This window comes from Rhizobium sp. rho-13.1 (assembly GCF_007000305.1).
In the GTDB taxonomy this organism is placed as follows: Bacteria; Pseudomonadota; Alphaproteobacteria; order Rhizobiales; family Rhizobiaceae; genus Rhizobium; species Rhizobium rhododendri.
This window is the reverse complement of record NZ_SCFL01000006.1, coordinates 56462-66948: the sequence shown is the minus strand read 5'-3', so window position 1 is coordinate 66948 and position 10487 is coordinate 56462. Positions and strand designations below refer to the sequence as shown.

The following is a 10487-nucleotide window of genomic DNA, read 5'->3' as shown; positions in this document are numbered from 1 at the left end:
TAGCGCCGATATGTGAGGTATCGATACTCGACGCCATTCTGGTGGTGACCAGATCGTTTTGAGATCATGTGCCCTAGAACCACAGCTCCGGTGAGAAATGCTTTTAACGCCCGGTCGCCTTACACTCGGCATAGTCCTGCCGATTCAGACCAGCCATACCCATGACTTTAACTATCCCAGTCAGATAGCGATCGCGCGCAAGGCCGACGAACTCGGATTTGATGCACTTTGGGTGCGCGATGTGCCGTTGAACAGCGATAGTTATCCTGATCCCGTAGGTCATTCCGATCCTTGGGTGCTCCTAGGCGCTCTGGCAATGGCGACCACAAACATCCAACTTGTTACCGGAGCAATCGTCCTGCCGCTTCGCAATCCCTTGCATATTGCGAAGGCCGCGCTCTCCGTAGGCGCTCTGTCGGGCGGACGTTTCGTCCTCGGTCTCGGTTCTGGCGATCGTCCTTCTGAATTCGCGGTATTTGGAGAAGAGTTCGATCGGCGAAAGGAGATCTTCCGAAGCAACTGGAGACGTCTAGCTGCGGCCTTGGGGCCTGACGGTGAGGTGCTGGACGGTGACGGTAGGGTTCAAGTTGAATTCTCAATTCGGCCGTTGAGAGCAGAAAGCGCTATTCCGTTTCTATCTGTTGGATCCGCCTCGCAGTCGCTGGAATGGATAGCCAGGACTGCCGCAGGTTGGGCCACATACTACCGACCCTTGGCAGCACAGGCGGATCGCATCGCGTTGTGGAAGACCGCAATCGGCAAGGTAACCACTGACTTTAGAAGTTTCAGCCAGTCCATGGTGCTTGAACTCGTCGACGATCCGGACGCGAGCACCGAACCTCTCGGCCTCGGTATTCGCACCGGACGAAAGGGGCTGATCCGGTATCTCGACGAGATCGGGAACCTTGGTGCAAACCATGTCATGCTGAATATCGTTCCTGGCACTAGGTCGGTGGACGAAGTGCTGCAGGAGATCGCGGAAGACGTATTGCCCGACATCAACAATTCGAAGCCGAGGCTGTGATTTGAGAGATTTTGTCCGAACTGCCGTTGAACGACGGGTCCTGAGCCTTACTGGTCAGAAGATAGGCCGCATCGAATACGACCAGCCAAAAGGCGATTCCGGACTGTTCGGGCCCGGTTCTGTCTGCTGGCGGGTCAATTGGCGATTTTCCTTCGATGCTTGTCGGCGGGATTTCAATGCTTCTCCCTTCAGATGTTCCATTTACTTGCTATCGTGAGGGGCTGGATCACTCGAATTTCCGCGACGACATGCTTGGACGCTTCCGGAGGACTGCCCGGTTCGTCTCTGCGACGACCTTCGCACCCAGGGAACAGGCGACCGGCGAGATCGAAAGGGTCAACCGGATCCACGCCCATATCCGCACGCTTAGGATGAGAGTCTAACGTGTGTTCAAATCAATGCTTCTCGGCAGAATCGTATATGGCTAGCCAAACCGCCTCCAGCTTGGCCGCTGTCGATAGTGCACCACCGACCCGAGCGATTGGCCTTACAGGTCGATGCCGACGGATGTGATGCCATTCCCCTTGTCGTCGATGTGTCCAGCAAAGGCTGACGATTTTAAAACAGATACTCGTGTTGCGTCGTGGCTTCCGTTGCTGATTGAAGCCGGGATTCGAGCCCCTCCTTCTGTCAGCTCGCTGAGATCGCCAGATGGGCTGGCGCGGCTACCTTATTTGATGGTAGTGGCGCACTTGGTCGATAATGTTGCCTGATGCGATGGTGACCGCCGGCTATTTGGGAGGAATTCGTATGAAGCCTGCAGTAACCGCCGGGAACCTCGGCAATGCCGTAATGCTCGGCGTGGTCCTGATGCTTTTCGGCGACCTTCTCTTTGCGGTAAACGACGCCGTTGGGAAGTGGCTTGTTGCGAGCTTTGCTCTGGGCCAAGTACTCGTGATGAGGTCGGTAGGCTCATTCATCGTCCTGATGCCAATGATTGCACGGCAGGGGCCGAGGGCGTTGCTGGATGTTCGGCAACCGGGCGTGCTGTTCGGCCGCGCCGTCATGGCGACTGCGGATGTATCCCTTTTCTACGCGGCGGTGGCCTATCTACCACTTGCCGACGTGATCACCTTCTACATGGCGGCACCGATCTATGTCGCTGCTCTGTCGCATTTCCTTCTGGGCGAGAGGATCGGATGGAGGCGTTGGCTTGCTGTCGGGGTTGGATTTGCGGGTGTGGTGATCGCGCTGAGGCCATCGACCGCGATGTTTACCCTGCCTTCGTTATTTGCTGTCGCCGGGAGCATCGGTTTCGCCCTGACACTTATCTTGAGCCGTTATCTTCGATCGACAAGCGACACCGCTCTTGTCACCTCGCAGACGCTCGTGGTTATGGTAGTGGGCATAATTCTGTCGGTCAGCGACTGGCGGGAGGCCGGGTTCGATATTTGGATCGCAATGCTTTTCCTCGGTGTCGTCGGTACTTGCGCCCATCTTCTGCTGACGCGCGCACTGAAACTCGCGCCGGCCTCACTGCTCGCCCCACTGCAATATACACTTTTGCTGTGGGCGGTCGTGTTTGGGTTTGTGTTCTTCGGCGACATTCCTGACGCCCAACTTCTAGCCGGCGCTGCGATCATCGTCTTTGCTGGCCTATTCATCTTCTACCGAAAAAACGTCAAAGGCGAGGATGCTCAGCCAACCATTCCGTTGGACGGCCGCTGAGCAGGCCGTTCCGATAGGATTGCAGAGGGAACAAGCTTCAGCTTGAAACGGGCATAAGTCACATGGTCGATGTCCTCGCGCGGAGGGGCTCAAAGATCAACCGTTCGCCCCGATGCTCTGGCGCAGCGTTTCCGTAATGCTGATGAGATTGCTTCCCGGCTGAATGGTCGGACAGGGTGCCGGTTTGCCCTTCTTAACAGGCTTCGGGGCATTCTTTTTCTCGGCGATCATTGCCAGCAGGCCCTCGTAGACCGGGTCCTCGACCATAACCGGCGACCAGACCTTTTTCCGTTGCTTGATAAGCTGCACGAGCGGCATCATTTGCGGCTCGGCCTCGCCAGCAAAGCTTTCGAAGTAGCTATCCTCAGCCCGGACCTCATCTTCGTATTGCAGGGTCGAGAGCACGATGTCTTCGCCGCGCGGCTCAAGGGCGACTGCCCTTCCCTGGGATCCCAGCGCCAGCCAAGAGACGCCAACGACGTTGGAAGCGGCCATAGCATCGCGATAACGGAGTATGCCTCCTGGCCGACTGGTTCATTCGGGGTCAGGTAACGTGGCTGTTCCAGATAGACCCATTGGACCGAAACCTTTGGCGCGAACATCTCGAGATCGGTCGTGCGAGTGCTCTCAAGGGCCACGCTGTCGACGTCTCTATTGGTGATGAATGTCGTGGTCGCTCTCGCCGCAGGCATAGCCCTTGGCCTCGGCATCTTCGCTGACAGGTCTCCCAGTGACGCCGTCGACATATGCGCTAAAGACCCGTTTTCCTGTCTACGATTAATGTCTTCGGCGAAGATCCGTTCGATGTCATCGATATGGGAACGCCTTTTTTTGACGCCGTCTTCTGGTCACGATGCCCCGCTATCCGGCCGCCTATGGATACGGATCAGGGGACATCTCGATGAGGAATACAGTCTTCAATGCGGCGGCAATTCACCTTGGCTTTCGCACTTCCGTCTTGCGCATCCAGTAAGGCCCCTTGGAGTGCTCTCTTTTGTGAGAGGAAGTCGGGGCGAGCCTCGATTGCAGAATACCAATGGCTTGGGAAATGAACCGCGAAGGATCGCTTCTGGCAGGCTACGCCCGGCGTAAACCCCATTCGCGCTCGAAGAGCTCCTCCTCATCTAGGAGTTGCGTCTTTGCCATAGCCTTCGGTGGATCATTACGCTCGATCAATGGTAGCGGTGCCGCAATAACTGCGACTTCTTCGACAAACTCCTTACCCCCACGGTTTGCGACCGAAAAATTGACCGCTGCGCCAGGCTCGAGTGTCCCAAGGCCGGCCTTCTGCAGCACCTTGAGGTTGATGTAGATGTCGGCACCGCCGTCTGACGGGATGACGAATCCGAAGCCTTTAGCGGCGTCGAACCATTTCACGGTTCCTGATTGCATATTGTTCTCTTGATGTTGGCCATTTTCTGAGAAATTGTTGGAAACGCGCGACCGCAAATAGATGCGGAAGACAGCTCGCAAATCGCTCGCTGACGCGGCACTTGCGCATCGTCCTCACGATTCTCGCAAAATTCGCCCTGATTTGCAACCCAGCGGAAAAGCGACACCATTCGTGCCCCGACAAACTCGAACCCTGCGGGTTTTCGGGCGTTTTCTTCGGATGAAACGGAGATCGAACATGAGAACCTTCCTTATCGCATCCGCCATCGTAATCGCGGCAGCTTCAGTTGGCCAGGTATTCGCTCTGGACGAGCTCGCCAAATACCGGTCCCAGAACCGCGTCATCATCCTGTTCGGTGGATCAGGAGACCAGAAGCTCGCGAAACAGGTCGAGGTCTTGAAAACCCAGGAGAGCGGTCTCGCCGAGCGCGACGTCGTGGTGATGACCGTAGTTGGGGACGAGGTAAGACCGGTGCATGGGGATGCCACTGGCGTCGATGCCCGCAAGCTGAGACAGGAAGCCGATATCAACGGCAACACGTTCGAGGCTGTTTTGATTGGCAAGGACGGCGGCGTCAAGCTGCGCAGTCTCGACGTCGTGACGGGCGGCAAACTATTCGAATTGATCGACAGCATGCCGATGAGAAAGGCCGGGCGGGGCTGATCTACTGCTGGGCAACGCCCGGAACTCCTGTCGGCATGGGGTCAACGACGAAATCGTACCCGCCTACGTCCACCAGGCCTTGGATCGAGACCGCCCGCCAGCGGATCGAATACGTATCCGGGCGAAGAGGGGTTGAAAGGGGGATTTCCAGATCGGTGCCATTCTCGCCGGTACGGAGGTCGCCGATTGTCACGCGAGCGCCGCGCGAGTTCCTGATCTCCACGATCGTTTCTTTCAGGCGGACGCGTTGGGAGAAGGCCAGAACCATGTTGAAGCTGGTGACGTTGGCTTGCTCATGCGCATCAGGCTGAGAGTTCTCGAGCCGGGCGCTCGCGACAGAAGGCAGGCCGAGGAGCACTACGGCGGAGATGCATAGTCCAATTCGCGAAAGCTTTTTCATCGCCCATTCCTTCGGGAACCTGAACGTCAGCCATGCTGCCAGGTTCGCACCGCTCGAGATCGTAGATCATCGATTGCTAAGTGCGTCTTGGCAAAAATGGTTAGCAAAGTGTGGTGCGATAGGTTCCTGCTACCGCGATGCAAGAAAGCAACAGGCAGCCAGCCGACATTATCTTGAAGTGCACCGCGCGATCGCTCGGCGCCGGTTTCAAATGGACCCGACCGTCCCGTGAGACCTCTGGTCACTTAGTTCCGGCTGACGCAGCGGTAGGTGGCGCGATCAAATTTCGCCCCTTCATGGAGCGCTCTCGAGATGCCCCAGATTATGCCGGCCATCAAATGGCTCCGGGGGTCCGTGTGTTCATGATGCGACCTCCTACAAAGTCTCCGACGATGCGACGCGCGAAGGTTGCTCGCGTCCGAAGTGGATACGGACCCCGACAAATTCGCACTCCCTCACGGCATGTGAGGGACCGGTTCGCTGATGATGATGCCGATGGTTTCGCCTTGGCGTTGGAAGCTTTCAACGGCGCGTTTCGCAGCGCCCGACGCTCCGTTCCCACGTAGCCAGGGCGGTCGTTAGTGGTTCGGGGTCGACGGCCAGGAGTTGCGACCGGAGAGTGTCGGAATGGTGAGGGAAGCGTGAGACAAAGTGGTCATGGATGTGGTCGAGCAGGAAGGCTTCGCTCATGGGTTGGGGAGGGTGACCTTCGTTGGCGTGTCTCAAGGATCCATCATAGCGCTCGAGGCGGTCGCGTCGGGACGCTGGAAGATCGGTACCCTCGCATCGTCTGCTGGGCGACTGGCCGCTGCCGCCTTTGCCCGCAACGGGGCGAATGGCAATTCTGCTTTTGCACGGCAAGGAAGACGAGAATATACCGTCAAGGGCACCCGGAGCGGCGGCCGGACAACTGAACGCCGCCGGGTGTGACGAGACGCTCGATATCGAGCCCGGCGTCGGCCACACCATCTCGATCTTTTATGCGCAGAAGGCGCTAGTGTTTCGAAAAACGAGATTCGCCACCTGACCACCTAACAGGCGGCGATGTCCGATCGCACATCTCAGAGTGAGATCGTCAGACTAGCGCGGCGAGCGGCACCGTTGCCGGATGCCTCCAGCAGCCGAGTAAGTGTCGCTCACGGCGTCGTACTCCATAGTGTATCGCCCGGCACACCATCTAATGTGTCTGATTTCATCTGGGGTCAGGATCGACGGTTCCGAGCTAGATTCTGATTTATCGTCGCCCGCGTATGCCGATACGGACTTCTCTCGCGTCGCTTCATTTTCGTCGTTGACCGGCATCCGCAAGGCAAAGGCGGGTGTCAGAACGGTGCCTACCAGAACTGCACTCAGGGTGAACATAGAAGCAAGTTTAGCGACTGTGGACATCGATGACACCGTTTGTTGTTCGCCAAAGCAACGGTGTTCGGGGTCTTTCCGTTCCGTGGGTCGGGCAACTTTCGTTTCAATAATCAATTTGCCGACGTCCGCTCACGTAAAACCGCGCTCGCGTCCCAGTCTGCCTGGCCAACCGGCGAGTCTCGGCGAACATGCGCCCGCCCGAACCATCGGTGCGTGTGGGCGTTGCAAATTGAGAATAAACTCGAGGTTCCAATGTCTGAAGACCGTACCACGACAATCAAGGCCGTATTCGGGACCCGCGAGGCGGCCGACCTGGCGATCGAGCATCTTGTTTAAGGGCACAATATCTCCCGGCCGGACATCTTCGTCCAATCGATCACCGAAGGGAACTCGGCCGGTGTAAGGCCATCGGGGGGCGACCTGTCGCACGAGTCTGAGAGCTGGGAGGATGGAGCATTAGGTGGCGAAGTCGGGGTTTCTGCGGACATATCTGTAAGCCAGGTCGCCAAGGGTCAGCGTACGTTCGGCGACGCAGGCGCTATCCGGGTGTCGGGTGGTTGACGAGCCGCGCAAGCCGGTTGTTAGGCCAAAGCCGTGTGCAAGCATCTCCCCGGTGGCCGCTCACGACCGCTTAGGGAGCACCTGTCAACCCTAAGGGGATAGACATCGAAGGCCTGGGCAGATCGTATCTCGCGCTGCTATGATTTCGATTATAGTGGAGGCATATCAATATTAGCATAAAGCCTGTTATTGGGCGCGACAGGTCCGCTCCATCAATAGGTCCAATTATGCCTATCCGACAGCCCGCCACACAGCCGTGTAGGAGAACACAGATATGGATTGCCAGGAAGCCTTGGAGCTTCTGTGATTGCGCCGTCTCGACGAAGCAAGGGGCAGGCTGGTCGCAGGCAGAGAGCATGTACGCACTCGAGGCGCTCATCGAGAGCTTCCGGACGAGCAGTTGAGGGTCAGCGAGAGTTCCGACTGTCTAGGACACCTTCGCCCGCAGCTCCGCTTTACCGAAGTATTGACTTTCGGGACGCGTGAGACCGAGGTGCTCGCGTAGCGTGGATCCCTCATACTTCGTTCGGAACAGCCCGCGAGCGCGAAGGATCGGGAGAACCTCGGCGACAAACACGTCGAATTGGTCAGGCAGGATCGGCGGCATGACGTTGAAGCCGTCGGCTGCACCTGTCGTGAACCAGTCCTGGATGATGTCGGCGATCTGCTCGGGCGTCCCCGAGGTCGCGAAATGCCCGCGTGCTCCTGCAAGCCCATGAAGCAGGGCTCGAAGCGTCGGACGCTCTCGTCGCACGATGTCTACGATCGAGACGGCCCGGCTTTGGGCAGCTTGGACGGTCTTCGGATCGGGAAAGTCATCTGGCGACAGGACACCATCCAGTGGCAGGTGCGACAAGTCCAAGCCGCCAAAGCGGTTGGAGAGCCTCGCCAGTCCGACCGACGGTTCTGACAACTCGTTCAGATCCTGAGCGATCCGTAAGGCTTCCGTCTCGGTCGAGCCGATCGTGGCGCTGATCCCTGGAAGGATGACGATCTGGTCGGACGATCGTCCGACGGCAAGGGCGCGGGTCTTTAGATCCTTGTAGAAAGCGCTGGCGGACATCTTGTCGAGGTGCGCGGTGAACACGGCTTCCGCATGCTCGGCGGCAAAGCGTCGTCCTGTGTCGGAAGAACCGGCCTGGATGAAGACTGGGCGGCCTTGGGGCGGGCGGGCGATGTTAAGCGGGCCGCGGACGGAGTGATGCTTGCCCTTATGGTCGATACGCTTCAGCTTTGACGCGTCGGCAAACACGCCGCTGTCGCGGTCGTCAAGAACCGCATCGTCAGCCCAGCTATCCCAGAGCTTCGATACGACATCTACAAACTCGAAGGCGCGCTCGTACCGATCGGCATGCTCAATCTGCTGGTCGTATCCGAAGTTGGGGCCGGCCCCGGTGACCCAGCTTGTTACGATGTTCCAGCCCACCCGGCCATGACTGATATGATCCAGAGACGCGAACTGCCGGGCCAGATTGAAGGGCTCCGTGTAGGTGGTGGAAGCCGTCGCAATCAGCCCGATCCTGCTTGTGGAACGGGCGAGGGCAGCCAGCAGCGTAATTGGCTCCAGGCCGCCGCCTGCCGCATGCGAGAGCCCGTCTCCTGCGGCCAGCGCGTCGGCAAAGAAGATAGCATCGAAGGCGGCTGCTTCAGCCTTGCGGGCAAGCTCGTCATAATAGTCGACGTCGGTCAGCGCCAGCGGCGAGGATTTCGGATGACGCCATGCGGTCTCATGATGACCGCGGCCATGGACGAACAGGTTGAGATGCAGTTGACGTGGCATGGAGGTCTCCTCCGCTCAGTGGAACTGGTCGACGCCGAGAGCGGACAGAAGCCGCTCGCGCATCTCTTCGAAAGCCTTTTCGGATCTCCGGCGCGGACGCGGCAGCGAGACCCTGACCTCGTTGATGATCTGCCCGCTGTCCATCACTAGCACCCGGTCGGCCAGCACGAGTGCCTCCTCAACGTCATGGGTGACCAGCAGCACGGTTGGCCGCTGTTCGGATACCAGCTTGAGGAGGAGGTCCTGCATTCGAAGACGAGTGAGTGCGTCGAGCGCTCCAAACGGCTCGTCGGCCAGCAGAAGAGCGGGCTGCCGTGCCAGAGCTCGCGCCAGAGCCACACGCTGCGCCTCGCCGCCCGAAAGCGTTCCGGGCCAGGCATCGGCGCGGGCGGACAGGCCGACGTCGGAAAGTGCCTTGAGGCTGCGCTCGGCGAGTTCTTTGCGGGGTACGGCGTCCAGCCCAAGGCCGACGTTTGTCACGACAGACTCCCAAGGAAGAAGACGCGCGTCCTGGAAGAGCACCGAGACGTTTTCCGGGACGGCTAGCTCGCCGTCGCCGTCGGCATCGTCATCGAGGCTCGCAAGCGCCCTCAGCAGAGTGCTCTTTCCGCAGCCGCTCCTACCGATGAGTGCGACGAATTCGCCTGCTGTGACCTCGAGGGAGACGTCGTTGAGGACGGTCCGACCGGCAAAGCTCCTGCTAAGCCGGTCTGTCCTGACGGCGACTGGAAAGGCAGGCCGCTCGACGGGGGAACGTCTGGTGACAGGATGAGAAATCGATACGACACTCATGATCCGATGACTTTCCTGTATCTGAGAGCGCGGCGCTCGATTGCGCGGACGACCGCATCCGATGCGAGGCCCAGCACGGCATAGATGACGAGGCCGAGCACGATGATGTCGGTCTGCCCGTAGTCGCGTGCCCGGCTCATCATGTAGCCGATGCCGTTCGTGGTATTGATCTGCTCGAGGACGATCAGAGTCGTCCAGCATGTAGTCACGGCAAGACGAAGCCCGGTGAAGAAGCTCGGCAACGCGCCTGGCAGGGCGACCCTGCGAACGAAAGTCTTTCGGTCGAGCCGTACCGTGCGCGCCAGCTCGACGAAGCGGAGATCGATCCCGCGCAGCCCCGCATGCGTGTTGAGATAGACCGGTATCATGACGCTGAGGCTGATGATGGCAATCTTCATCGTTTCGCCGATACCGAGCCAAAGAATTGCCAAGGGAATGAGTGCAAGCGTGGGGATGGCGCGCTTGATCTGCACAATGCCGTCGATAGACGCCTCTCCGGCGCGGGTCAGTCCGGAAAGAAGAGCGAGAACGACGCCAGCGGCGACACCAATGGCAAGGCCGGAATATGCCCGTAATGCCGATGCATAGAATGCTTTCCAGAGAGTGCCGTTGAGAGCAAGGTCCCAGCCAGACGCCAATGCGGTCGAGGGAGCTGCGAGGAGGCGCTGAGGAAGGATTCCTGTCCGTGAGGCGAGCTCCCATACCAGCAACAGGACCAGTGGCGCGACCAGAAGACCGCCCGGTCCAAGGACACGTGGCGTCAGCGCCGATCGCTTGGCGGCGTTCTTCGACGGCGACCCGCGCTGGATGCGAAGTGGACCTATTGCCGGTACTGAACCCATTC

General features: G+C 58.9%; 10 protein-coding genes and 1 pseudogene. 5 read left to right on the top strand and 6 right to left on the bottom strand.

The window, feature by feature from the left end:
- The first annotated feature begins 97 nt into the window (after positions 1–97).
- Positions 98–1024: a TIGR03571 family LLM class oxidoreductase gene (locus EQW76_RS16590; protein WP_142831885.1), complete on the top strand. Its 927-nt coding sequence runs from the start codon at positions 98–100 to the stop codon at positions 1022–1024.
- Positions 1025–1774: 750 nt separating this feature from the next.
- Positions 1775–2692 carry a DMT family transporter gene (locus EQW76_RS16580; RefSeq protein WP_142831883.1) on the top strand — a complete coding sequence of 306 codons (918 nt, stop codon included), beginning with the start codon at positions 1775–1777 and terminating at the stop codon, positions 2690–2692.
- Positions 2693–2788: 96 nt separating this feature from the next.
- Here EQW76_RS16580 and EQW76_RS16575 read toward each other — a convergent pair whose 3' ends face one another.
- Together EQW76_RS16575 and EQW76_RS16570 are read right to left on the bottom strand one after the other, a co-directional pair.
- A complete protein-coding gene (locus EQW76_RS16575) occupies positions 2789–3187 on the bottom strand; it encodes a hypothetical protein (protein ID WP_142831881.1) in 399 nt (132 codons plus the stop codon).
- A gap of 582 nt (positions 3188–3769) precedes the next feature.
- Positions 3770–4084: a cold shock domain-containing protein gene (locus EQW76_RS16570; protein WP_142831879.1), complete on the bottom strand. Its 315-nt coding sequence runs from the start codon at positions 4082–4084 to the stop codon at positions 3770–3772.
- Positions 4085–4322: 238 nt separating this feature from the next.
- On the opposite strand from EQW76_RS16570, the gene EQW76_RS16565 reads away from it, so the two are divergent.
- Complete coding sequence (locus EQW76_RS16565) at positions 4323–4748, top strand: DUF4174 domain-containing protein (RefSeq protein WP_161991008.1); 426 nt, start codon at positions 4323–4325, stop codon at positions 4746–4748.
- Position 4749: 1 nt separating this feature from the next.
- On the opposite strand, the gene EQW76_RS16560 is transcribed toward EQW76_RS16565, so the two are convergent.
- The gene (locus EQW76_RS16560; RefSeq protein WP_142831876.1) at positions 4750–5148 is read right to left on the bottom strand and encodes a copper resistance protein CopC; all 399 of its coding nucleotides are present in this window, start codon (positions 5146–5148) and stop codon (positions 4750–4752) included.
- A gap of 835 nt (positions 5149–5983) precedes the next feature.
- Here EQW76_RS16560 and EQW76_RS29745 point away from each other — a divergent pair.
- Together EQW76_RS29745 and EQW76_RS29740 are read left to right on the top strand one after the other, a co-directional pair.
- Positions 5984–6175: a hypothetical protein gene (locus tag EQW76_RS29745; RefSeq protein ID WP_209185758.1), complete on the top strand. Its 192-nt coding sequence runs from the start codon at positions 5984–5986 to the stop codon at positions 6173–6175.
- A gap of 587 nt (positions 6176–6762) precedes the next feature.
- Positions 6763–7071 (top strand): annotated as a pseudogene (locus EQW76_RS29740) (hypothetical protein).
- A gap of 427 nt (positions 7072–7498) precedes the next feature.
- Here EQW76_RS29740 and EQW76_RS16545 read toward each other — a convergent pair.
- From EQW76_RS16545 to EQW76_RS16535, 3 genes are read right to left on the bottom strand one after another with little or no spacing between them, the layout of a single operon-like run.
- Positions 7499–8851, bottom strand: a complete 1353-nt coding sequence (locus EQW76_RS16545) for an LLM class flavin-dependent oxidoreductase (protein ID WP_202617176.1) — start codon at positions 8849–8851, stop codon at positions 7499–7501.
- A gap of 15 nt (positions 8852–8866) precedes the next feature.
- Complete coding sequence (locus tag EQW76_RS16540) at positions 8867–9643, bottom strand: ABC transporter ATP-binding protein (RefSeq protein WP_142831860.1); 777 nt, start codon at positions 9641–9643, stop codon at positions 8867–8869.
- Positions 9640–10485: an ABC transporter permease gene (locus tag EQW76_RS16535; RefSeq protein ID WP_142831859.1), complete on the bottom strand. Its 846-nt coding sequence runs from the start codon at positions 10483–10485 to the stop codon at positions 9640–9642. Before EQW76_RS16535 ends, EQW76_RS16540 begins: the two co-directional genes overlap by 4 nt.
- Between the last annotated feature and the right edge of the window lie 2 nt (positions 10486–10487).

What these genes read in the sequence shown, in the direction of transcription:
- EQW76_RS16590 (WP_142831885.1), top strand. Translation starts at nt 98, where the DNA reads ATGCTTTTAACGCCCGGTCGCCTTACACTCGGCATAGTCCTGCCGATT.
- EQW76_RS16580 (WP_142831883.1), top strand. Translation starts at nt 1,775, where the DNA reads ATGAAGCCTGCAGTAACCGCCGGGAACCTCGGCAATGCCGTAATGCTC.
- EQW76_RS16575 (WP_142831881.1), bottom strand. Translation starts at nt 3,187, where the DNA reads ATGGCCGCTTCCAACGTCGTTGGCGTCTCTTGGCTGGCGCTGGGATCC.
- EQW76_RS16570 (WP_142831879.1), bottom strand. Translation starts at nt 4,084, where the DNA reads ATGCAATCAGGAACCGTGAAATGGTTCGACGCCGCTAAAGGCTTCGGA.
- EQW76_RS16565 (WP_161991008.1), top strand. Translation starts at nt 4,323, where the DNA reads ATGAGAACCTTCCTTATCGCATCCGCCATCGTAATCGCGGCAGCTTCA.
- EQW76_RS16560 (WP_142831876.1), bottom strand. Translation starts at nt 5,148, where the DNA reads ATGAAAAAGCTTTCGCGAATTGGACTATGCATCTCCGCCGTAGTGCTC.
- EQW76_RS29745 (WP_209185758.1), top strand. Translation starts at nt 5,984, where the DNA reads ATGGCAATTCTGCTTTTGCACGGCAAGGAAGACGAGAATATACCGTCA.
- EQW76_RS16545 (WP_202617176.1), bottom strand. Translation starts at nt 8,851, where the DNA reads ATGCCACGTCAACTGCATCTCAACCTGTTCGTCCATGGCCGCGGTCAT.
- EQW76_RS16540 (WP_142831860.1), bottom strand. Translation starts at nt 9,643, where the DNA reads ATGAGTGTCGTATCGATTTCTCATCCTGTCACCAGACGTTCCCCCGTC.
- EQW76_RS16535 (WP_142831859.1), bottom strand. Translation starts at nt 10,485, where the DNA reads ATGGGTTCAGTACCGGCAATAGGTCCACTTCGCATCCAGCGCGGGTCG.